The sequence below is a fragment of the Streptomyces canus genome (assembly GCF_001514145.1).
GTDB classification, from domain to species: domain Bacteria; phylum Actinomycetota; class Actinomycetes; order Streptomycetales; family Streptomycetaceae; genus Streptomyces; species Streptomyces canus.
The window spans coordinates 39574-60359 of sequence record NZ_KQ948676.1 but is presented as its reverse complement, the minus strand read 5'-3'; the positions used below and the strand labels follow the sequence as shown (position 1 = coordinate 60359).

The 20786-nt window shown below is 68.8% G+C and carries 19 protein-coding genes and 7 pseudogenes; 14 read left to right on the top strand and 12 right to left on the bottom strand.

The window, feature by feature from the left end:
• Nucleotides 1–282: 282 nt before the first annotated feature.
• Nucleotides 283–828: a transposase gene (locus AQJ46_RS43495; RefSeq protein WP_059210971.1), complete on the bottom strand. Its 546-nt coding sequence runs from the start codon at nucleotides 826–828 to the stop codon at nucleotides 283–285.
• Here AQJ46_RS43495 and AQJ46_RS43490 point away from each other — a divergent pair.
• Nucleotides 795–1601: pseudogene (locus AQJ46_RS43490) on the top strand (MFS transporter); the annotation flags it as partial. The gene AQJ46_RS43495 and the pseudogene AQJ46_RS43490 sit on opposite strands and share 34 nt — an antisense overlap.
• 189 nt (nucleotides 1602–1790) lie before the next feature.
• On the opposite strand, the gene AQJ46_RS43485 reads toward AQJ46_RS43490, so the two are convergent.
• Entirely contained in the window at nucleotides 1791–2888 is a 1098-nt protein-coding gene (locus AQJ46_RS43485; RefSeq protein ID WP_225887563.1) for an MFS transporter, read from the bottom strand.
• Between the two features lie 171 nt (nucleotides 2889–3059).
• Between AQJ46_RS43485 and AQJ46_RS57805 the strand changes: the two are divergent.
• Nucleotides 3060–3279, top strand: a pseudogene (locus tag AQJ46_RS57805) (flavodoxin domain-containing protein); the annotation flags it as partial.
• Here the strand turns inward: AQJ46_RS57805 and AQJ46_RS55730 are convergent.
• The 3 genes from AQJ46_RS55730 to AQJ46_RS43475 all read right to left on the bottom strand — a co-directional run bounded on the left by AQJ46_RS55730 (nucleotide 3216) and on the right by AQJ46_RS43475 (nucleotide 4729).
• Complete coding sequence (locus AQJ46_RS55730; protein WP_159064161.1) at nucleotides 3216–3380, bottom strand: hypothetical protein; 165 nt, start codon at nucleotides 3378–3380, stop codon at nucleotides 3216–3218. The pseudogene AQJ46_RS57805 and the gene AQJ46_RS55730 overlap by 64 nt on opposite strands.
• Nucleotides 3381–3389: 9 nt before the next feature.
• Entirely contained in the window at nucleotides 3390–4055 is a 666-nt protein-coding gene (locus tag AQJ46_RS43480) for a DUF4389 domain-containing protein (protein ID WP_059210970.1), read from the bottom strand.
• Between the two features lie 290 nt (nucleotides 4056–4345).
• Complete coding sequence (locus tag AQJ46_RS43475) at nucleotides 4346–4729, bottom strand: STAS domain-containing protein (RefSeq protein WP_079072702.1); 384 nt, start codon at nucleotides 4727–4729, stop codon at nucleotides 4346–4348.
• A 474-nt stretch (nucleotides 4730–5203) separates the two neighbouring features.
• Here AQJ46_RS43475 and AQJ46_RS43470 point away from each other — a divergent pair, with 474 nt between their 5' ends.
• Entirely contained in the window at nucleotides 5204–6229 is a 1026-nt protein-coding gene (locus AQJ46_RS43470) for a 6-phosphofructokinase (RefSeq protein WP_059210881.1), read from the top strand.
• A gap of 77 nt (nucleotides 6230–6306) precedes the next feature.
• On the opposite strand, the gene AQJ46_RS43465 is transcribed toward AQJ46_RS43470, so the two are convergent.
• Nucleotides 6307–7197 (bottom strand): universal stress protein, encoded by an 891-nt coding sequence (locus tag AQJ46_RS43465; protein WP_059210880.1) that lies wholly within the window; start codon nucleotides 7195–7197, stop codon nucleotides 6307–6309.
• A 362-nt stretch (nucleotides 7198–7559) separates the two neighbouring features.
• Between AQJ46_RS43465 and AQJ46_RS53175 the strand changes: the two are divergent.
• Nucleotides 7560–7922: pseudogene (locus tag AQJ46_RS53175) on the top strand (amidohydrolase family protein); the annotation flags it as partial.
• A 282-nt stretch (nucleotides 7923–8204) separates the two neighbouring features.
• Nucleotides 8205–8380: pseudogene (locus tag AQJ46_RS53170) on the top strand (transposase); the annotation flags it as partial.
• Here the strand turns inward: AQJ46_RS53170 and AQJ46_RS57800 are convergent.
• Nucleotides 8377–8731, bottom strand: a pseudogene (locus AQJ46_RS57800) (NF041680 family putative transposase); the annotation flags it as partial. The pseudogenes AQJ46_RS53170 and AQJ46_RS57800 overlap by 4 nt on opposite strands.
• Before the next feature lie 68 nt (nucleotides 8732–8799).
• A pseudogene (locus AQJ46_RS53165) lies at nucleotides 8800–9621 on the bottom strand (ornithine cyclodeaminase family protein); the annotation flags it as partial.
• Between the two features lie 575 nt (nucleotides 9622–10196).
• On the opposite strand from AQJ46_RS53165, the gene AQJ46_RS57795 reads away from it, so the two are divergent.
• Together AQJ46_RS57795 and AQJ46_RS56690 are read left to right on the top strand one after the other, a co-directional pair.
• Nucleotides 10197–11336 (top strand): hypothetical protein, encoded by a 1140-nt coding sequence (locus AQJ46_RS57795; RefSeq protein WP_225887562.1) that lies wholly within the window; start codon nucleotides 10197–10199, stop codon nucleotides 11334–11336.
• Between the two features lie 469 nt (nucleotides 11337–11805).
• Complete coding sequence (locus tag AQJ46_RS56690; protein ID WP_208617083.1) at nucleotides 11806–11961, top strand: hypothetical protein; 156 nt, start codon at nucleotides 11806–11808, stop codon at nucleotides 11959–11961.
• Nucleotides 11962–11977: 16 nt separating this feature from the next.
• On the opposite strand, the gene AQJ46_RS43445 is transcribed toward AQJ46_RS56690, so the two are convergent.
• On the bottom strand, nucleotides 11978–12637 hold the full coding sequence (locus AQJ46_RS43445) for a TetR/AcrR family transcriptional regulator (protein WP_059210967.1): 660 nt from the start codon (nucleotides 12635–12637) through the stop codon (nucleotides 11978–11980).
• Between the two features lie 119 nt (nucleotides 12638–12756).
• Here AQJ46_RS43445 and AQJ46_RS43440 point away from each other — a divergent pair, with 119 nt between their 5' ends.
• The 3 genes and pseudogenes from AQJ46_RS43440 (at nucleotide 12757) to AQJ46_RS43430 (ending at nucleotide 14714) form a co-directional block, all read left to right on the top strand.
• Nucleotides 12757–13296, top strand: coding sequence for a beta-class carbonic anhydrase (locus AQJ46_RS43440; RefSeq protein WP_059210877.1), 540 nt, complete (start codon nucleotides 12757–12759; stop codon nucleotides 13294–13296).
• A 160-nt stretch (nucleotides 13297–13456) separates the two neighbouring features.
• A pseudogene (locus AQJ46_RS54750) lies at nucleotides 13457–13566 on the top strand (IS5/IS1182 family transposase); the annotation flags it as partial.
• 398 nt (nucleotides 13567–13964) lie between these two features.
• Nucleotides 13965–14714, top strand: coding sequence for a hypothetical protein (locus tag AQJ46_RS43430; RefSeq protein ID WP_059210966.1), 750 nt, complete (start codon nucleotides 13965–13967; stop codon nucleotides 14712–14714).
• A 112-nt stretch (nucleotides 14715–14826) separates the two neighbouring features.
• Here the strand turns inward: AQJ46_RS43430 and AQJ46_RS43425 are convergent, their stop codons facing one another.
• Entirely contained in the window at nucleotides 14827–16587 is a 1761-nt protein-coding gene (locus tag AQJ46_RS43425) for a S8 family peptidase (protein WP_059210875.1), read from the bottom strand.
• A gap of 573 nt (nucleotides 16588–17160) precedes the next feature.
• Here AQJ46_RS43425 and AQJ46_RS43420 point away from each other — a divergent pair.
• The 4 genes from AQJ46_RS43420 to AQJ46_RS43410 all read left to right on the top strand — a co-directional run bounded on the left by AQJ46_RS43420 (nucleotide 17161) and on the right by AQJ46_RS43410 (nucleotide 19092).
• The gene (locus tag AQJ46_RS43420; protein WP_059210874.1) at nucleotides 17161–17904 is read left to right on the top strand and encodes an SOS response-associated peptidase; all 744 of its coding nucleotides are present in this window, start codon (nucleotides 17161–17163) and stop codon (nucleotides 17902–17904) included.
• Between the two features lie 4 nt (nucleotides 17905–17908).
• Nucleotides 17909–18085, top strand: a complete 177-nt coding sequence (locus AQJ46_RS55725; RefSeq protein ID WP_159064160.1) for a hypothetical protein — start codon at nucleotides 17909–17911, stop codon at nucleotides 18083–18085.
• A gap of 153 nt (nucleotides 18086–18238) precedes the next feature.
• On the top strand, nucleotides 18239–18760 hold the full coding sequence (locus AQJ46_RS43415; RefSeq protein ID WP_159064159.1) for a hypothetical protein: 522 nt from the start codon (nucleotides 18239–18241) through the stop codon (nucleotides 18758–18760).
• Between the two features lie 110 nt (nucleotides 18761–18870).
• Nucleotides 18871–19092: a hypothetical protein gene (locus AQJ46_RS43410; protein WP_059210872.1), complete on the top strand. Its 222-nt coding sequence runs from the start codon at nucleotides 18871–18873 to the stop codon at nucleotides 19090–19092.
• Nucleotides 19093–19135: 43 nt separating this feature from the next.
• Here AQJ46_RS43410 and AQJ46_RS43405 read toward each other — a convergent pair whose 3' ends face one another.
• Together AQJ46_RS43405 and AQJ46_RS43400 are read right to left on the bottom strand one after the other, a co-directional pair.
• The gene (locus AQJ46_RS43405) at nucleotides 19136–19930 is read right to left on the bottom strand and encodes an MBL fold metallo-hydrolase (protein ID WP_059210871.1); all 795 of its coding nucleotides are present in this window, start codon (nucleotides 19928–19930) and stop codon (nucleotides 19136–19138) included.
• Between the two features lie 63 nt (nucleotides 19931–19993).
• Nucleotides 19994–20785, bottom strand: a complete 792-nt coding sequence (locus tag AQJ46_RS43400; protein WP_059210870.1) for an alpha/beta hydrolase — start codon at nucleotides 20783–20785, stop codon at nucleotides 19994–19996.
• Nucleotide 20786 lies beyond the last annotated feature (1 nt).

The following is a 20786-nucleotide window of genomic DNA, read 5'->3' as shown; positions in this document are numbered from 1 at the left end:
GATGTGACCTACACGTTTCTGCAAGCTCGCATTTCAAAAGGACAGGGGGGTCTGATGCAGGTTTGGGTGTCAGCAGGATGGGATGCTGGGTGGCTGGTCGTGGGGATAGTTGCGCCCAGGTCGGTCACGTCCGCGGGAGTGGTGTATCGGCGGCCACTCGGTGATCTCGTTAGAGGCTCTGGTGGGCAGGGCGATGTCGTCGGCTTCTGACTCGATCGGGTGGAGGCGGGCCTTGGCCAACAGGTCGAGTCCCGTGGAGCGGCGGGCCTAGTGCTGGATTCCTCAAAGGAGGTACACATATCGGCGTCGTAGAGAGCGGGTTGGTGGTGCGGTTCGGCCCCAAGCCCAGGGGCGTGCGCGAGAGTTGAGTTGGTCGGTTGCGAGGGTCGTGGCCTGGGCGGTGTCGTCGGGGTTGGCGAATGACCGACCGGCGAGGGCGGCCTTGCGGAAGATGCGCCACCAGCCTTCCTGGAGGTTGAGCCAGCACGCGCCGACGGGGATGAAAGCGTGGTGGATGCGGGGATGTTCATCGAGCCAGGTCCGGGTGGACAAGCTGTTGTGGCTGGACAGGTTGTCGGTGACGATCCAGATCTCCCCGGTCGGATTGGCGTCCTCGACCTGTTGTAGAAACCGCTGGTAGAAGACGCTGTTACGGGAGGAAGCGGTCATGGTGATCTGCTGGCTGTCCCGGACGCGTAAGGCCCCGTAGACCCAGGTTTTCTCGGGTCCGCGGCTGTAGTCGAGCTCGGCTTTGATCCGGTGTCCGTCGGGTGACCGGGCGGGTGCGGGCGGGAACCCGCTGGTACGCCCCCAACCACGTCCGCGCACTGACCATCGTCACCCTGGCGGGGGGCCTGGCCTCCACCGTCTTCGCCCCCGCCACCGCGGCCCTTGCCGACCACCTGAGCTGGCGGGCGACATACGCCGTCCTCGCCCTGGTCCTCGCCGTCGTCACCATCCCCGCTCACGCCCTCGCTCTCACAGGGCCCTGGCCTGCCGCACCTGCCACGCTTCCTCATGCCGGTGGCGGAGCAGGCGGGATCGGACGCAGCCGACCGTTCCTGATGCTGGCCTGCGCCCTGACACTCTCCGCATTCAGCGTGTACGCGGTCGTCATCGCCCTGGTCCCGCTCCTGCTCGAACGCGGCTTCACCACCGCCGAGGCCGCCTGGGCCCTGGGCCTCGGCGGCGCCGGACAGACCCTCGGCCGCACCTTGTACGCCACCCTCGCCCGAGGCACCGGAGTAACCGCCCGTACGACCACACTCATCGCGCTCGGCGGCATCACGACCGCCGCACTCGCGCTCGTTCCCGGCCCGTACGCCCTGCTGGCCGCCCTCGCCGTCGCTGCCGGAACTGTTCGCGGCAACCTCACCCTGCTACAGGCCACAGCCATCACCGATCGATGGGGCATCACGTACTACGGCCACCTCTCCGGACTCCTCGCCGCACCTGCGACCGCCGCCTCAGCGCTGGCCCCTTTTGCCGGCGCCGCACTGGCGCCGCCTCTCGGCGGATACCCCCATCTGTTCACCCTGCTTGCACTTGTCTCCGCCGTCGCAGCTCTCATCGCCGCTGTAGGCGCAACGTCGAAGCGATAGGAGGCAGATTCCAGGGCCGGATGGCCCAAAGCGCAGACTGGCTGGGGCGGCTTCCATCGGCTCCCTCGATAGAGGCGACTCCAACTGGCCTCAGTTCGCGGATGATTCGGAAGATCGGGCGCCGTGAGGTGGCTCCGCAGTGCGGGTTGGCTCCGTTGGAACGGGGGTTGGGCTGCCGCCTCGGCTCGATCAGGCGGTTGAAGCTTTTTCCGCTGGAATGAGCTGCGCCTGCAGGGCGTGCTGCTGGCGTTGTGCCCAGCGGACAGCGGGTGGTGCTGCCAAGCCCGTCAGCGCGAACATGGCTCCCGCGACATACCACCCCGGACGGCCCCAGGTGATGCAGAGTGCGATGAGCAGCCCTGGCCCGAATGCTTCGGCGAGGCCGGCGCCGAGGCCGAACACGCCCAGGTACTGGCCGGTGGCGTGCGGCGGGGCGAGGGCCAAGGAGACTTCGAAGCCCGCGGCGGAGTGCCATAGTTCGCCGATCGTGTGGATCACCACCGCGGCGATGAGCAGGGCTGCGGCGGCCCACGCCGGTACGCCCGCGGACAGCGAGATCAGAGAGCAGGCGATCAGGAAGGCCACGCCTGCCCGGCGGTAGGCGCGTGCGCCGGCGGCGGGGGAATCGACGTTGCGGCTGGCCCGGACCTGGAAGGCGACGATGATGAGCGTGCCGGTGAGCATGGTGGCCGAGATGAGCCAGTGCGGGGCAGTGGTGGCGTCGACGATCCAGAGGGGGATGGCCACGGTGAGCACCTTGAACCGGATGGCCATGATGCCGTCGAGCGCGGTCAGCAGCAGGTAGGGACGGTCCCGCAGGGCGATCCAGCGAGGACCGCCGGTAGCGGGGACGGCCGCGACGGGCGGCAGGAGGACCAGGATCACCGCGGAGACCACGAAGGCGATCGCGTTGCCGATGACCATGAGCTGATAGGCGGTGAGCGTGCCCACCTGGACGACCCAGCCTGCCAGCACGGCACCGAGGGAGATGCCGACGTTGGTCACTGCACGCAGGTAGGCCCGGAACTCCTGCGGCCGGTCGCCGCCGTAGTGCCTGATGAGCGGGGAACGGGCGGCGATTTCGGCCGCCTTCGCCGCGGCGGCGGCGCAGACGGCGAGGACGAACAGCCAGAAGCTGTCCGCCAGGACGAAGCCGGCCGTGGCCAGCGCCTGGACCACCAGGGTGGCCGCGTAGATACCTCGTGCTCCGTGCCGGTCGGCCAGATGGCCGACCGCGACGCCCACGGCCAGTGCGAGAAGACCGGCGATGCCGAGCCCGAGCCCCACCTGGCCTGCCGGCAGTGAACCGCCTCGGTGAAATACAGCACTCCGGCGGTGAGGTAGAGGCCGCTTCCGACGGTATGGACGAAGTTCGAGGCCGCGAGGACGCGCTGCGGTCTGGTGTCCGGCATCAGGCGGGGCACGACAGGCCTCCACGTCCTCGACAGGCGGTGACACGACATTCCGCCCGTTCCCGGGCATCAAGCCGGATCATGATCCGGCTTGATGCCCGGGACCACGTCACATTCGGAGGCTGCGTCGAAGAGGGTGCCGAGGGGTTCATCGCCCGGAAGATCGTCTCCTCCGGGCAGGCGGAGACTTCCGCGACTTCAATCAGATCGAGGCGTGGGCCGCGGGAATCGGCAGCGCACTCGTGAGGGAGTCGCCCGGGAGGTGAAAGGACAGCCGGCTCCCGCTCCTGGTGCCGAGCGACTTGTCCTTGCCCGGTGCCTCGGACTCATGGGTACCGGCCAGGACCGTCGATCGGAATGCCGCCACCGACGCCGCTCACGCCCCTTCTTCGGGAACGGCCGTCTCCGACCCACCCTGGTCCAGGCGGAAGGGTGGGTACTTGTCCGTCATCAGAGCGGCGTAGGCGGTGACTCGCAGGACCCACCGGTTGAGGCCGATGATCAGGTCGAACAAATCCTTCGGATACTTCTCGGTGAAGGCCAGGATCACGGCTGCGATAACCGTTAGCAGGGCGATCAGGCCGCCGGACCACCAGCCGACGTGGGCGCCGCCGAGGAAGAAGCCGATGACCATGTAATGCGGGATGGCCAGGAGCCACCACTTCACCAGCACCAGGCCGCGGGAGAGCCGCTCCGGGTAGTCGATGTCCAGCCGGGCCGGATAGTCCGGCTCCTCGCCCAAGCTGAACGGCGGGTACCGGTCGGTGCCCAGGGCGTCGTACGAGTAGTACGAGACCCTCCAACTCCAGCGAAGAACTCCCAGGTTGAAGTCGAACAGGGAGCGGGGATAGCGCTCGGTGAACAGGATGGCGAAGAACGCGATCACGGTCACCACGGTGAAGGCGATCCAGAGGAAGAACAGCACCACGTAATGCGGAATGGCGAGGATCCACTTCACGAGCCACAGCCATCGCGACAGTGGCGAGTCGATACGCGCGTTCACCCGGACCGGGCGGTCCGGAAACTCCACCAGGTTCGTCATGGTGATCAACTCCTTCGCCCCGGCGCAGGAGTCGCCGAGTGTGCTCATGACCAGCCTGACTGCTTCCGCCCGGTGCCGCGAGGGCAGTGTGGGACCGCACGAGGGCCTGTCGGCCTACACGTCCGCACGGCTGCGCGGAGATGGGCAACGGCGCCGAGAAATCGCACCTTCCGGTCGGCCGTCGGCGGCGAGTCCCTGCTGCAACCGCCTTAACCGCCGCCGTGTACGCCGTACTGGGCACCCCGTTCCCGCTGCGGGACAACGCTGCTCCGCACCGGACGTGCTGAGGATCAGTTCCGGGTGGCGGGACTGACCGTCTTCTGAACCAGAGCCGCGGACAGGCCTGGGTACACCTCGATGACGCCGGCCAGGTGCACGCAGCGCAGAATCCGCAGGAAGTGCGGACTGGTGCTGACCAGCCTGAACCGGCCGTGCCGTGCAAGGGCACGGTTGCGCGCCCGGCATAGCCGGCCCAGCCCAGTGCAGTCGATGAAGGACGTGGAGCGCAGGTCCAGGACCAGATCAGGGGGTGGACCGGCCGTCAGGGCGTCGAGGAGTGCCGTGATGGAGGGCGCCGTACGGATGTCCATCTCGCCGCGCAGCTCGACGACGTCCGTGCCGTCGACGTTGCGCATCGTGTGGGAGAACGCGAACCTGGCGTGCGTTTTGGACATGGGACCGCATGACCCGTCCGGGCCGTCGATGAGGGCCGACAGGCCCGAGCGAATTCGGTGGACGGGAGAGACGTTGGAATCGGGAACTCCGGAACCGCTCCCGGTCACGGTCGGCCCGCGTGGAGTCGTACACGTAACGGACCATGACACCGCGCTCCTCGGCTCTGCCCCGACCCTGCTGGCGGGGCCGGTCGGCCCATCTACGTGGCCGGGTGGCCGCAAGCCGCGTCACCAACCTGTCCGGACAGCACACCAAGGGAGTCGACACCTGTCCATCGGACCCGAGGCCGATGCCAAGGCTGGACAGAAGCCCCATGAGCGAGTCACCCGGACCCGGCGCCCGTCGAGTGGCCACTGCGGATCGAACGGAGGGAGGCTGGAAGGAGGCGGTCCATGTTGCCCCGACGGCTGTTCTCGATTGCCGAGAAGGCCACGACCAGTCGAGCGGGGTGACCAGCGGATGGGAGAAAGCCCATGAAGGTCGGAGTCCTGACCGGTGGCGGTGACTGCCCGGGCCTCAACGCCGTGATCCGCAGTGTCGTCCGCAAAGGCGTCCAGGAATACGCCGTCGACTTCGTCGGCGTCCGGGACGGGTGGCTCGGTTTGCTCCAAGGTGACGTCATGCCGCTGGACATCTCCAGCGTGCGGGGGATTCTCCCCCGCGGCGGGACCATCCTCGGCTCCTCCCGCACCAACCCGTTCAAGCATGAGGACGGGCTGCAACGCGTGCAGGACACCCTTGCCACACACGACGTGGACGCACTCGTCGTGATCGGCGGCGAGGACACGCTCGGCGTGGCCACCGAGCTGAGTGGGCAGGGGATCCGGCTGGTCGGCGTACCGAAAACCATCGACAACGACGTCTCCGGCACCGACTACACCTTCGGCTTCGACACAGCCGTCGGTATCGCGACGGAGGCCATCGACCGTCTCCACACCACTGCCGAGTCACACATGCGCACCCTGGTGGTGGAGGTGATGGGGCGGCATTCCGGGTGGATCGCCCTGCACGCCGGCATTGCGGGGGGCGCCAACGTGATCCTCATCCCGGAGCGCCCGTTCGACATCGATCAGATCTGTGAGCAGGTGATGAGCCGGTTCAAGATCAACTACGCGCCGATCGTCGTCGTGGCCGAAGGAGCCGTCCCCAAGGAGGGACAGATGATTCTCAAGGACCGGTCGCTGGACGAGTTCGGCCATGTGCGGCTGTCGGGCATCGGCGAATGGCTGGCGCAGGAGATCTCGGAACGCACCGGCAAGGACGCCCGCACCACGGTGCTGGGTCACATCCAGCGCGGCGGCACCCCGAGCGCCTTCGACCGCTGGCTGGCCACCCGCTTCGGGCTGCACGCCATCGACGCGGTCAAGGACGGTGACTTCGGCGTCATGGTCGCCCTGCAGGGCACCCGGATCGTCCGGTTCCCTCTCGCCGATGCCACAGCGAAGAACAAGCTGGTCGATCCGTCGCTGTACGACGAGTTCGAGGTGTTCTTCGGCTGACCGGCCCCGGCGCTCACCGGATCACCGATCCGCCACAGGACCTGGCCGGCGTTTCGCCCCGGGGTTCGCGTCGGCCGTCATCCGGCGTACGGTACGACCGCCACCGGGCAGCGGGCGTGGTGCAGTACGGCGTGCGTGATCGGACCCAGTCGGCCTTCGGTCGCCTGCGGGTCGGTGCGGCGTCCTACGACGAGCAGGTCCGCAGCCCTCGACGCGTTCAAGAGCGCTTCCGCGGGATGGAGCAGCGCGACATCGGTGCGGGCCGTCACACGGGGGTACTTCTCCTGCCACGCGCGAAGCGTGTCGGAGAGCTGCAAGACCTCCTGATCCTCCCAGGTGGCGCGGTCCTCCTCGGTCACCACCAGCGTCCGCGGGGAGACGGCCTCGGCGGGAAACGCCCATGCCTGTACCACCCGCAGGAGTGCTCCGCGTGCCTCAGCAGCTGAGAACGCGAAGTCCGCCGTCTCACTCACCGGGTGATGTGCGTCGAACCCCACCACGACCTGGGCGGCGTCGCGTGCCGCGTGCTGCACCCCCTCTCCGAAGGGGCTGGGCCGATGAGGGACCAACACGACAGGGCACAGGGCTGCCGCTGCCACCCGCAGGGCCACCGAGCCGACCGCGAGACCGTCGAAACCGCCCGTCCCCCGGGTGCCGACGACGAGCAGCCCGGCATCGCGGGCCGCGGCGAGGAGAGCCTCGGCCGGGGCGTCATCGGCCTGCTCGGCCTGCACCTCGACGTCCGGGTAGAGGTCGCCGACGGCGGCGGCCACCCGCTGGAGCAATCGCGTCCCCATGTGATGCAGCCTGTCCAGGGCCAGGCCCGGCACGGTCGCCCCTGGAAGCGATGGAGAGGCGTGGAACAGACGCAGCGGAACGTCGCGCAGCGCGGCTTCCCGCGCCGCCCAGTCGGCCGCCGCCGAGCTGCGTTCCGACCCGTCGATACCCGCCAGCACAGGGTGACTCATCGCGTCCTCCTTCGCCCGGCCTGCATCTCCGTCGGCGCCACACTGCCCCGTGTCTCCTGTCTTCCACTGTTCCACGGCAGGACCGCTCAGGCGTCCGGACCGGATGCAGGAGAAACGGCTCGTACGGACTCACATGAGCCCGGCTGTTGCGGAGACCCGGGCCTCACCTCCGCATTTCCGAACGACCGGAGGTGTCATGACTTCGTCGACCGGACAGCTCGCCGAGGCCCCGCCCGCCCGGTACCACGAGGAGTGGGTACGCGCCCAGCTCGACGAGCTGCTTCGCGACCCGGGGCTGGCCGAGATCGAACGGGCCCAATCGGACCTGCACGCCGACGGATACGCGGTGAGCGCCCGGTACTGTGTTCCCCGGCGACGAGCGGCTGGAACCGGTGTGGGCCGAGCTGAACCGCCGCCGTGCGGTTGCCTTCGTCCACCCGAATGCGATCGCGTCGCCGCAACTCGGCCTCCCCGCCCCCTTGAGCGACGGGGCGTTCGAGACCGCCCGGAGCGTTGTCGACATGCTCTACGCCGGGGTGTTCCGCCGCTACCCGGACCTGACCGTGATCCTCGCCCACGCCGGTGGAGCGCTGCCCGCGATGTCCGGACGGCTGGAGCAGCGGGGAGCGGAGCCCTGGGTGCCCAACGCTCAGAACATCACCCGGGACGAGATTCGCGAGCATCTGGCCAGGCTGTACCTGGACACCGGAAACGCGGGAGCCGACGCCAGTCTCGCACCGGCACTCGCCATGGTCCCGCGTGACCACCTGATCTATGGCTCCGACAGCGGCGCGCGGTGCAACACGGACGAGACGTCGGCGACCAATATCCGGGCGCTCCGTGACTCCCGCGTACTGGTCGACGGCGAGGCCGACCAACTCGGCCATCGGGGCTGGGACCTGTTCCCGACTAGCCAGCCGCCGCGCCGGCAGAAGCTGAACCGCTTGTCCAGCCGCCAGCCGCCAGCCGCCAGCCGCCAGCCGCCGGAAACGGGGAGCGGACCCGCTGCGCAGCACGATCTTCTGGCGTTCACGCGTTCCCGCGCGAGATCTGGCGGCAGATCTGGTCGAACAATCCGCAGGAGCGGCTGAACAAGGAGTTCCGCCGTCGTACCGACGTGGTCGGCATCTTCCCCGACCGAACGGCTCTGATCCGCCTGGTCGGCGCGGTTCTGGCCGAGCGGAAGGTGTGCCCGATGTCGAAGCGTCGCAGGTATGCCTGCCAGAGACGGTCGGCGTCTGCCGGAGTGGTGTCTGTGCCTGACTACCACAGCCAGACCAGCTTGGGTGTTGCTCCACTGGGCAGGTGGTCGATGTCCAGCGGATCACCGTCCCTTCGAGGATGGGGAGGGTGTCGGGGTGGTTGCCCAGGAGGAGCGGTGGGTCAGTTTGGGGTGCAGCCGGTCCCAGGAGCGGGCTCTGGCGGTGCCGTAGAGGCGGGTGTCGGTGACGGTCTCGGTGTCCGGGGTGCCCCAGGTGTCGGGCTGTCCGAAGACGAACTCGCCCCCGTGCCGGGGCGGTCGGCCTGCCCGGCCGTGATCAGTACGGCAGCGAGGGCAACTTCTGTGCCAGCCAGACCGACCGAGCAGAAGACCGTGATCTGATCGGGGTCGGTGCGGGCAGTCACCGTCCCGGCCAGGACGGCACCGAGGTCAACCATGGAGTCGGTGGCAAAGACGTGCGGTTCGGGGTAACTGGCTGCTTGTGCCAGGGAGTCGGTGAGGACTGCTGAGGCACGATGGGCCAGAGCGGCGGGTACTTCATGCCGAGAGGCAGTCTTGGGACCGAGAGTGGTCACATGCGTTCCCGGGGCGATCCAGTCAGCGTCCATGACCGGAACCGCGCTGTTCGTGGCCACGATCACCACATCCCGATCGCGTACAGCGTCCTCGACTGATTCTGTCGCGCGCGTCTTGACCCCCAGCTCGTTGGTGGCCCGGTGGGCGAAGGCTTCGGCACGTTCGGGTCGACGAGCCGCGACCACGACCTCCTCGACTTCTCGTACCGCGCGCATGGCCCAAAGCTGCATCCAGGCCTGTGTACCCGCACCCACGATGCCCACCCGGACAGGGTCAGGTCTGGCGGCCACATCCACGGCGACAGCGCCAATGGCACCGGTTCGCCGTGCGCCAAGCTCCGCACCATGCACGAGTGCCAACAGCTCGCCATCCCGGGCACTCCAAACAGCCACCAGTTGCTCTCCACCGACAAGGGTGTCGTACGCCCGGAAGCCGAACACCTCTTGCTCGCGCAGATGCCCGGCAGTGAAGACGAGGTGCCCGTCACCGAGATCGGCGCCCACACGCGGCGGCGCCTGCATGCTGCCTTCATAGCGGGCCAGGACTGCCGTCCGTACGGCCCGGACAGCAGTCCCGGCATTGAGCTGGGCGCGAACATCGTCGTCGTTGAACAGTCGCGGAGACACATGCACCCCTTTCCAGGGGAGATCATCTTGTCAAAGCGGCACGGTCACGACATCCGTCTGTGGCCGGAGGACAGGTCCGTCTCTGGACCGACGACTGATGACCGAGCCTGAGAGGCGTCTGTTCTTCCTCCTTACACGACGGCTGGGGTGCTGGTCGGGGTACGTGAAGGCCCCGGCTGGACGGGGGAGACCAGCCGGGGCCGTGGGGTGGTGGGATGCGGAGGGCGGTCGCCTCTCGGCGGGCGGCTCCATGGGCTTCGCCGGACGATCGTCCCTATGGGCTTGAGGTGAGGCCCGGGGACACTGTCCCCTCTGCGAGCCACGCGTAGGTGAACGGTCAGCCGTTTCGGTTGTCCCCGCAGAGCCCGGACTGCCGGTGTGACCTGGGGAACGCTCCTTGGAGGGCGCCCAGGGTCTGTTGCGCAAGTAGATCTTGTTAGTTCATGATCACGTCTTGTGGGGCGTGGTGACCTGACGAGCGGCCAGAGGGCCCGGCTTGAGCCGTTGCTGCCGCGGGGCGTCAAGCCGGGTCGTCCGCGGGCGTGGACGCGGCGGCGGTTGATGGACGGCATACGGTGGCGGACCTGGACGGGCGCCCCCGGCGGGACGTGCCGGAGCGCTGTGGGCTGTGGGACCGGGTCTATGACATGTTCCGGCGTCGGCAGCGGGACGGGAACTGGGCGGGGATCCTCACCCGGCTGCAGGCCGGGGCGGATGCCAAGGTCTTGATCACCTGGGACGTGCACGTCGACTCCACCGTCTGCGGGGCCCAGCAGCACGCCGCCGGCGCGGTGAAAAGGGGGGACCTCCAGAAGGAGCCGCACGGCTGGGTCTTCGTCGAGCCGCCCGACCACGGACACGGACGCTCCCGCGGCGGACTGACCAGCAAGACATCTCATGTCGTTGGCAGGTCAAGTCGAGTGGTCGGCTATTGGGAGTCTGGGCCTCGTGTGGCTCGCCGCACGGGTATGGAGGGCGATAGCGTCCTCGGCGTGCTGGACGGTCCTGATGTGGCAGTGGCTCTGCGAGGTGGAGGGCGTACTCGCTCCCATGCCTGGAAGTTCGTGCGCTGGTTCGCCGACGCGTGGATAAGTCGTGCGATCGAGCCGGAAGATGGCTGCAGTGCTGACGAGTTGGCGGCCGTGGAGGCCGATCTCGGCTTCGAGCTGCCGCCCGCTTTGAGTGAGGGCTATGCGCTCTTCGGTCGCCGGGACGACCTGACTCGGCAGCAGGACCCTCTGGTCAGGCCATCCGGCCTTTATGTCGATGACGCCTTGGGCGGCGTCCTGGTCTTCCGTCGGGAGAACCAGGACTGCGCCTGCTGGGGGATCCCCCTGAGCCAGATCGAGCAGGACGATCCACCCGTGGTGGTGGAATCACATCAGGGCTGGGTTCCCTTTCTCGATCGGATGTCCTTGGCGTGGGTCGAGTTGGTGCTGAGCGAGTCGCTCTTCGCGGCGGACAACCTCTATGACGCCTGTGAGCTGCCCGACGCGTTGATGCCGGGTCTCCGCGCCCGGTATGTCCGGGTGGGCCTGCCTGACCATCCAATGTGGGCGAGCGAGGACGACTCACCGGTGCGCTGGTATGCGGCTCCCGGCCGGTTGGTTCGGCGGGATGGCTTTCAGGACCAGTCCTGGATTCACGCGCGCGGGCGCACGATTTCCGATCTTGAGGCCATCCGTGAGGAGCTCCCGGGCCCCTGGGTCGGCTGAAGTCGCGTCCGCCATCGGCATGGCCGTGTTGGTCATGGGGGCGGGGCAGGCGATCACGCGGCAAGCGCGACGGTGTGCGCGAAAGCGGGTGCGGGATCGTAGAGGGTGCGCGCTTGCATGACCTGACCAAACAGCCGTCGGCGCTGGTGAAGATCTGGCCGCCTCCGGGGCCGGGACGGCGATCGCGGCGTAGCGCACCTGCGGGCCCGCCGGGGCCGTCGCCTGTGAGCCTTTCCCGGCCGCTTTATTCCCGGCGCGGTCGACGGTGCGGGCCGCCTCGGCCAGAAACACCGTAGCGTCTCGTGCCTGGAGGAGGCCCTCGAGGTCAGGCTGCCTACCAGGTGAACCTCAGGAGCAAGGGCCTTGACCCCGATTCCCGGACACGGGTTATGCGGCTGGTGTCAGCGTAGTTGGTGTTGTTCGGAACTCTGTTTCGTAGGCGATCGGGCTGCGGTGTCCGAGGCGGGGAGTGACGGCGTCGGGTGTTGTAGCGGTTGAGCCAGCCGAACGCATCGAGACGGGCCCCGCGTTCGCCGGAACAGTGCTGGCGGCCCGGCTGGTCGGTGCCCCGGTCAAGCTGCGCACCGCGTGGCCCGACGTCGAGTTCCCGGCACTGACCGCGTGAGTTGCCGCTTCCCGGCCTACCTCAGGGTCTCGCCGATCATCATCAGCGCGAGCTCTTCCAGTTGACGGCGATCGACGTCGGGCAAGTCACGCAAAGGCCCCTGCCCGGACAGGACCGCCATCCCGTGCACCGTGGACCAAATGGGGTACTCCTTCCCGGGCCGGCGCTGCGGATCGAGCACGCCGGCGTCGACCAGTTCGTCCAGCGCGGCCCGGAGTTGGCCCAGGGGCGTGCGGTCTGGCCCGGCCGCGTCGTCTGGCGTGCCGTACGCGTGCTGTTGCGGCAGTGCGAACGCCGTCGCGAACAGCCCCGGCTCGTCGTGGGTGAACGCGAAGTAGGCCGTGCCGATCGCCCGCAGTCGCTCGCCGGCCGCGGCAGGATCGCCGTACTCACCGGGCACCCTCGCCACGCCCTCGGTCATCCGATCGGCGAGCTCGCCTATCGCCGCCGCACACACCGCTGCGAGGAGTTCGTCCCGGTCGGCGAAATGGCGGTAAGCGGCGTTGGGTACCACGCCCACCATCCGCGTCGCCTCGCGCAGTACCACGGCGTCCGGCCCGCCGTTCCGCGCGAGTTCGAGCCCGGCAGTGACCAGCCCGTCCCGCACCGCGCCGCGCGGCCGTCGCCGCGGCTGTTCTGCCGGAGATGCTTCCGCTGCTGGTCGACCAAGGGTCACGGAGCCAGCATAGCAATAGTGGACACCGTCCACTTTTTCCCACTAATGTGGACGGCGTCCACTAACTTGCTGCGGGACTTCGCGACCCCGTTGCCTGACGTCAGCAGGATGGAAGTGTCATGACCAGGTTGACCCCCCTGCTCGAACGCAACGAGCAGTTCGTCCGTGACTACGACCCTGCAGCGCTGGGCCTGCCCACCGCGCAGATGGTCGTCGTCACCTGCCTCGACCACCGGATCGATCCGGCGGCCGTCCTCGGACTCCGGCCGGGCGACGCGCCAGTGATACGAAACGCGGGCGGACGGATCACCCCGTCGGTGATCAACGACCTTGCCTACCTGGCCTTCCTGGCCGAGGCGCTGTTCGGTGTGACAGGTCCGCTCTTCGAGGTCGCGATCCTGCACCATACCCAGTGCGGGACCGGGTTCCTCGCCGACTCGGCGTTCCTGCGCCAGGCCGCGCAGGCGACCGGCGTCGAGGAGCGGGTGCTGAGGGCGTCCGAGGTGGCAGAGCCGGACAGGACGGTCCGGGAGGATGTCGAGCGCCTGCTCACGTCCCCTTTGCTGCCGCCGAAGGTGAGTGTGTCGGGACATGTGTACGCCATCGAGACGGGGCGTGTGACGACCGTGGTCGATGCTCAAGTATCCACAGTGGGCTGACATAGCCGGCGACCTGCGCAGCGACGTGCAGCAGTGCGATCGGCCAACTCGTCAGGCAGACGCAGAAGGCTCTTCAGCGGCCAGGCGGGCGTACCAGCAGGTACTCCTCCCGAAACCCCACCAACTGCCCCACCACACGACCGCTTGGCTCGGGTGGCCGCTGCCCTCGTGGATAGCTCCGTTCACCGGTTTGAGCCCGCGCTGCTTCGTCAAGCTCGTCGCGGCCGTGCGGCGTGCGGGCGCGGACGAGGCCCGCCCGGACGGCCGTGGTGGAGGCGGGCGGGCAGATCACCCGCCGCCATCCCCTACGCCGGGCCACCGCCGCCGAGCACGCCCTGCGCCAGGGGCTGCACACATGGCCGGTCCCGGGCCTCTCCGTGAACTGCGAGGTACGGCTGGCCCCCGAGGAGAAACCGTCGTCCGCGACACAGGCCCGGCAGGCCACCACCAAACGTCGTGGACGCCGGGCTCCCTGACCCCACATCACGCGACCTTACAAGAATTAAGCGTCATAACTGGTCAGACCGGTCACTACAGAGGACCACGCAGCCTGACGCGAACCTCAGCGCCTCCGGGCCCAATCCGCCTGTGTGATGGGATGTCCACCCATGCTCGTAGAGGGCGAGATACGTCGCAGCAACGAACGAGGGATGGGGACAGGGGGGGCCATGACGAGCGGGCACCAGACTCACGGGGCAGGCTCCGGCCGGCAGCCGTTGCAGACGCGCGCCCTGACCCGTGAGGCCGGGCGGGCACGGCAGCTCCTGGCCGCCGGGGAGTGGCGCCCCGCCGCGGCGGACTCCGAAGCAGCAGCGCGCGTCCTGGCGCGCCTCACGGCCCCGCTCCCAACCCGACAGGCAGCGACCACACGGACACTGGCCACGGACCGGGACCGGCGCCTCCAACGCCTCCTGCGAACCACCCTCCACCACCTCGACGCAGGGGCAGTCAGCCCGCCCGCAGCCGCCCTCCTGGCCGCCGTCGCCCGGGCCTTCCTGCCTTGGCACACCGCCCCGAACCCACCGCGCGCAGCGGCGGCCCCGAGATACGGGACCCCGGTGGGCACAGCGGACGGCCCGGCCGTGCCACCGACAGAAGCGGGCGAGGCCCTGCTCCCCGATCTGATCGCACTGTTCGCCGCGCTGGCCTCGGCGAGCCCACCCGGGACCGTCCCGCTCACGCCTCCGGTCGAGCCCTGGCAAGTCCAGTACACGGGCCGCTTCCGTCGTTACGGCAGACCCGCTTTCGGGGTGTGGACGGCCGAGACCATCGGTTGCCCGGCATGTGAGGGCAAGGCCGGCCCGTGGACGGTGACCTGCGACTGGCGCCTGATCTCGTTGGGCTGCCAGTGCGGGGCGGTGACCCACAAGCACGGCCTTGCCCTCTCCGAAGTCTGGCTCCTCTTGCCAGACCTGTGACCGAGTGTCGTGACCGCCCGCCCGCACATTCGCCTTCAGTTGGCCAAATCAAGCTCCCTGGACATCTGAAGCGCTCAGCAAGACCTGAAACGGCGACCCGCGAAGTCCGGGGCTAGAAGGTCAGGTTCCAGGCGTCGATCTTGCCTGTGTCGGAGGCGGCGTTGTCGTTGACGCGCAGCTTCCAGGTGCCGTTCGCGGCCTCGGAGGAGGCGTTCACGGTGTAGGTCTGGGCGATGTTGTCGGCGCTGCCGCCGGCGTGGTTGTGCAGCGTGTAGACGGTGCCGTCCGGGGCCACCAGGTCGACCTTCAGGTCACCGATGTAGGTGTGCTTGACGTCAACACCCACCTTGAGGGTGGCCGGGGCGTTGCCGGTCACCCCGGTTACGGCGATCGGGCTCTCCACGGTCGCGTTGTCGTTGATGGCGAAGTCCGCGAGGTTCTCGAAGTACGTGCCTGTCGGCGGGGTGGTCCCGACGGCCTTGAGGGCGTCGACCTGTCCTTCGCCGAAGAACGAGTTGTTGGCCGTCGTGCCCGTGCAGCGGCTGTCCGAGGGGCAGGCGATGTCGTTGGCCTGCTCGGCCAGTTTGGCGCGGAGCTGCGCCGGGGTGATGCCCGGGTTGGCGCTGGCGATGAGTGCCGCCACGCCGGCCACGTGCGGGGTGGCCATCGAGGTTCCGCTCTTGCTGCCGTAGCCGCCGCCGGGGACGGTGGAGTACACGTTGCTGCCCGGCGCCGCGACGTCGATCACGCCCTGACCGTAGTTGGAGAACGAGGCCTTGGTGACGCCTGTGCCGTTGGCCGCGACCGTGACCACGCCCGGCAACTCGGTCGGGATGTCGAGGCAGGCGTTGGTGATGGTGCGGGTGACCGGCGTCGAGTCGTTCGGGCTCGCGGAGTCGGTCGTCTTGTGGGCGAGGTCGTAGTTCTCGTTGCCCGCTGCGGCGATCTGGAGGGAGCCCTTGCCCTCGGCGTACTCCTGGGCGCGCTTGACGCCCTCGATGATGGCGGCCTGGTCGATGTTGTCCGGGCAGTTGAACTGCCACGGGTCCGTGTAATAGCTGTTATTGGTGACCTTGAAGCCGTGGTCACCGGCCCAGACGAAGCCGCAGATGGTGTTCTCTGCGAAGAAGAAGGCGTTGCCCGGCTCGGCGACCCGGACCGCGGCGATCTTCACCCCGGGCGCCACGCCGACGACGCCCTTGCCGTTCTTGGCCGCGGCGATGGTGCCCGCTACGTGGGTGCCGTGCGTGTCGACGTCCCGCCACGCGCCGGCACGGGTGTCGGGCTTGCCGTAGGCGCAGGAGACCGAGTCGGCCGCGTCGAAGTTGGGCGCCAGGTCCTGGTGCTGGTCGTCCACACCGGTGTCCAGGATGCCGACCGTGACGGAGGCGGAGCCGGGGTTCACGGCCCAGGCCTGGTCGGCTTTGATCTGGCTCATGTCGGCCCGGACCGGTTCTCCGGCCGGGGTCGAGGCCTGGGCCGGATTGGCCGGGAGTGCCGGGTTGTAGGCGTCGGCCGGGACGTCCGAGGTACGCGTGGCGCCGACCTGCTGCACGCCGGCGACGCCGCGTATGGTGGCGGCGAATCCGCTGGACGCCGAGTGGGCGACGATCACGCCGATGGCGTCGAAGTTCGAGAAGACGGTGCCGCCGTTGGCCGTGATCGCCGAGCGGACCGCCGAACTGTCACCGGGGGCGGTGATCACGAGGTAGGCGCGCGTCCCGGCCACCCAGGTCGCACTCTGGGATGCCGGCACGGCGGCCGGAGCGTGGGCCTTGGCGGCCGGCGCGGTGGAGGGGACGACGGGGAGTGTGCCCGCGAGGGCGCCCGGGGCGCCGAACGCGAGGGCGGCGCCGAGCGTGGCCGCCAGCACCAGTGTGCGTCTAGGGCGGCTGGATATGTGGGGTATCAATGCGTCCTCCGGAGACGGCCCGGCCGTGCTGAGGGCACCGGCCGGGCCGTACGAAACAAGTGGTGGATGCAAGATGTCAGGTGCATGCTCCTGTACGGAAGTACCTTTCCGTGCAGGGACGTTATAGAGGCATGGCTGAAATGAGACGTACTCCGGCCATCGGGCGTCGGGATCCACCGGAGCTCGTCGACGTCGACCGCGCCCTGGCGTACGCCGCCGGCCTGGTGCCGGCCATGCTGCCCGCAGCAGAGCGCCGGACCCGCGCGGCGACCGACACCGCCCGCGCCCTGGTGGCCGTCGGCGACGTACTACCCTCTCGTGCCGGTCGAAGCTCCGAGCAAACGGACGGCGTTCCCGGACCTGGGGGTACAGCGTTTCGGGAGCCATCTCGCCATACCCTCTGAGCTGCTGAAACGGACTTTCGTTCAAGCCCTTCTGGGGCCTCCTTCGTACGCCGTTCCCCGGCGCCTGCCATCTCACGCGCGACGGCGCGGGCGCTGTTGCGCAGTGCCGCGACGGTGCAAGAGTGGCGGTATGTGCGGTCGATACGCTTCCACTCGCAGCCCGCAGGAGTTGGCCCCGCTCTTTCAGGTGCCCGACGTCCCGGCGAAGGAGACGCTCGCGCCGAACTGGAACGTCGCCCCGACCGACGACGTGTGGGCGGTCCTGGAGCGCGCACCCCGCGGTGAAGAGGACACCGACGTGGTGCAGCGGGAGCTGCGGCCGCTGCGCTGGGGGCTGGTGCCGTCGTGGGCGAAGGACGTGAAGGTGGGCGCACGGATGATCAACGCGCGGGTGGAGACGGTGCATGAGAAGCCCGCCTACCGCCGCGCCTTCGCCCGGCGCCGCTGTCTGCTGCCCGCCGACGGCTTCTACGAGTGGGAACGGATCGAGGACCCGGCCACCGGCAAGGCCCGCAAGCAGCCGTACTTCATCCACCCCGAGGACGAGCAGGTGATGGCGCTCGCCGGGCTGTACGAGTACTGGCGCGACCCGGCCATCCAGCAGGACGATGTCCCGGCCGCCTGGCTGATGACCTGCACCATCGTCACCACCGAGGCCACCGACGCGGCCGGCCGTGTCCATCCCCGCATGCCGCTCGCCCTCACGCCCGACCACTACGACGCCTGGCTCAACCCCCGCCACCAGGATCCCGACGAGCTGCGGGCCCTGCTCGGCCAGCCGGCCGAAGGCCACCTGCAGGCCCGGCCCGTGTCCACCGCCGTCAATGACGTCCGCAACAACGGCCCCCAGCTCCTCGACGAGCGGGGTGCGTAAGGCTGTGGGCGAATGCGCCAACTGCGCTAAAGATATCGAGGACCTCGGCATCGCCGCAGAACTGGAATACCACGCCGATACTCTCGCCCTCCTCGACCGAACCCGCCCGTCCGAAGTCGACATCCTCGTCTCCAAAGACCGCTCTGAGGCCGCCCCGCGACGCCTCACCGTCACCTGGTAGTGCCACCTGAACGCAAGTGGCATGGCGTACACCGCGGCCAGGAGCATGGGCAGGACAGCTCTTGACCAGATCCAGGCCGAAAGGCGGTGCCGAACCTGGCCGGATGCGGCGTTCCGGCCTTGCTGCCCTCGACGGGTCGGTAGCTTCCGCGCCATGAGCGCACACCGAGCATCCCCTGCTCAGCCGTGGCCGGGCTGGTCGACCAGCAGGGCGGCTCGGGCCGCGTGCGGCAAGCACCTGGTCCGCATCGGCGAGCTGATCCCGGCACTGTTGTACATGCACGTCCTGGATCGCCGCGATCTGGCGGCCGCGCACGCTGCCCGGCGCCAGGACTTCATCGACACCCAGGTCGGCGGCCTGGCGCTGGAGTGCCGGGACGACCTGCTGCAGACCGCTGCCGTCCTGGACGCGATCGCCCTGTGTCACGGACGCGGCAGCCACCTGCCGCGCCCCTATACCGACGAATCCCTCGACCGGGCGCCCTGGGGCGTGGAACTGCGCACGGACGCCTCCGACCTTGCCAGCGACCTCGTTCGACATGATCACGAGCACGGGACCAGTACGACCGGGGACATCCCGGCAGCTCTGGACGAGGACTGTACTGATGCCGATCGAGATGCGGTTCGCGCCTACGCCTGCCGGGAGTGGATCGCCTCCCAGGAACGGTTGCCCTGATGCCGTCGCAGACGCGGAAGCCGGGACGCGGCGTCGGTGTCCATCGATCGTCCGCCACAGGGCCAACGCCGTTGGTGGGAAGATGAGTTGGGGCGAAGGGTGGGGGTTTCGTGCGGGGTGACAGGCGGCAGATTCAGACGGCGGTCCTCGGCGGTGCGGACTCGGAGGAGCCGCTGATGCTGCCGCTGGAGACGATCGAGCTGGACGCCTTCCGCCGCCGTCACGAGCACGACACGTTCTGGTGCAGGCTGCTGTTCGGAGGCTGCGGGCTGCAACTGACCACCAAGCTGTACACCGACCGGGTCTGTTCCCTGTCAAGTTCTGCGTGTTGAACTACCGTTGGCCTGCGCCACTGGCCCAAGGCCAAGCTCTTGGTCAGACGGCGGTGAGGTGCGGGATGCCCGGGGGCAGCCAGGTGAATGGCTTGCTGCGCTCCGAGGGCAGTGCCTCCATTTTCGTGGTGAGGGCTTCGGGGCCTTCGCGGAAGTGATGCCAGCCTTCGTAGTGGACGGGATGGATGGTCTTGGGCTGGATGGTTTCGCACAGGTCGAGCGCGTCGGCGGCCGTCATGGTGTAGCGGGTGGGGCCGGTGAGGGGGAACTGGACGCCGCCCAGGTGGATCAGGACGGTGCCGGGGCGCAGGGCGGCGGCGGTCTTGCGTACGGCGCCGTACAGAACGGTGTCTCCGGTGATCCATAGCGGTCCGTGGTGCTGGCCGGGCCAGGTGAGGGCGAATCCGATGACCTGTCCTGCGACGGGGCGGCTGAGGGGCGGGCCGTGTCGGCAGGGGGTGGCGGTGATGGCGATGGGTGGCCGGTCCGGCGCCTGCAACCGAGTGGTCTGACCGGCCTTGAGGCCCTGTGCGGTCGTGCCGCCCAGTCGGCGCGCGCCGGCACGGGTGGTCACCACAGTGGTGACGTCGGCGAGGAGGGCGCGGCCGGTGTCGTCGAGGTTGTCGCCGTGGTGGTCATGGGTGAGCAGTACCGCGTCGACCGGTCCGATGTCCTCGGGGGGCAGGGCAGGGCCGGTGAGTTTGTGGGAGGACGTTCCCCAGCCGAAGGAGTATGTACGGCCGGGTGGATCGAAGGTGGGGTCCGTCAGCAGTCGCCAGCCTGCGAACTCGATGAGGACGGTGGGGCCGCCGATGTGGGTGAAGCGGACTTCCGTCATGGGCGCCTCCTGGGCCGTGGTGCCCGGCGGGCCGGGCACCACGGTCGGTTGGTCGGCTCTCGGTCAGGTGTGGTCGAGGGCCCAGGCGAGGGCGTGGTCGGCGATTTCCTCCCAGCCCTTCTGGGTGGGCATCAGATGGCATCGTCCCGGATACTCGACGACGTCGGTGACGGTGTTCGACTTGTAGTGCCTGGCATTGGACTGCTGGATCTTCGGCGGCATCAGGTGGTCGTTCTCGCCCGAGACGAACAGCAGCGGAGCCCGGTCGTCGTTGCGGTAGTTCACGTACGAGTCGGCGTGGCCGGGGTGGATGTTGGCCAGCGCGCTGCCCCAGAACACATGGCCGGAGGCGGGGATGTGATAGCGCTCGTACAGGGCGCGGGCCTCGTCTTCGGGGAAGGTGTTGGTGAAGGCGTAGCGCCACTGGTCGTAGGTGAATCCGACGGCCTTGTGCCGGTTGGCGGGGTTCTTCAGCACGGGGAACGTCGCTTTCAGCTGCGACAGCGGAACCGTAGCCACCCCTTCGGTGGGCGCGGAGTTGATGGCCACTCCGGCGCTGCCGTATCCGTGGTCGAGCAGGATCTGGGTGAACACCCCGCCGGCGGAGTGGCCCATGATGATCGGCTGCGTTCCGAGGCCGTCGATCAGCTTCTCCAGCGACGCGATGATCGAGGGGACGGTGAGCTCCTCGATCGGGGTGGGGTCGGCGTTGAGCGCCTCCACCTCCACCTCGAAGCCGGGGTAGGCCGGGGCCAGTACCCGGAAGCCCTGGGACTGGTAGCGGGTGATCCAGTGTTCCCAGCTGCGGGGCGTTACCCAGAAGCCGTGGACGAGGACGATGGTGTCCGGTTTCATG

What these genes read in the sequence shown, in the direction of transcription:
- AQJ46_RS43405 (WP_059210871.1), bottom strand. Translation starts at nt 19,930, where the DNA reads ATGACGGAAGTCCGCTTCACCCACATCGGCGGCCCCACCGTCCTCATC.
- AQJ46_RS43480 (WP_059210970.1), bottom strand. Translation starts at nt 4,055, where the DNA reads ATGACGAACCTGGTGGAGTTTCCGGACCGCCCGGTCCGGGTGAACGCG.
- AQJ46_RS43470 (WP_059210881.1), top strand. Translation starts at nt 5,204, where the DNA reads ATGAAGGTCGGAGTCCTGACCGGTGGCGGTGACTGCCCGGGCCTCAAC.
- AQJ46_RS43415 (WP_159064159.1), top strand. Translation starts at nt 18,239, where the DNA reads ATGAGCGCACACCGAGCATCCCCTGCTCAGCCGTGGCCGGGCTGGTCG.
- AQJ46_RS43420 (WP_059210874.1), top strand. Translation starts at nt 17,161, where the DNA reads ATGTGCGGTCGATACGCTTCCACTCGCAGCCCGCAGGAGTTGGCCCCG.
- AQJ46_RS43400 (WP_059210870.1), bottom strand. Translation starts at nt 20,785, where the DNA reads ATGAAACCGGACACCATCGTCCTCGTCCACGGCTTCTGGGTAACGCCC.
- AQJ46_RS43465 (WP_059210880.1), bottom strand. Translation starts at nt 7,197, where the DNA reads ATGAGTCACCCTGTGCTGGCGGGTATCGACGGGTCGGAACGCAGCTCG.
- AQJ46_RS43430 (WP_059210966.1), top strand. Translation starts at nt 13,965, where the DNA reads ATGACGAGCGGGCACCAGACTCACGGGGCAGGCTCCGGCCGGCAGCCG.
- AQJ46_RS43475 (WP_079072702.1), bottom strand. Translation starts at nt 4,729, where the DNA reads ATGTCCAAAACGCACGCCAGGTTCGCGTTCTCCCACACGATGCGCAAC.
- AQJ46_RS43440 (WP_059210877.1), top strand. Translation starts at nt 12,757, where the DNA reads ATGACCAGGTTGACCCCCCTGCTCGAACGCAACGAGCAGTTCGTCCGT.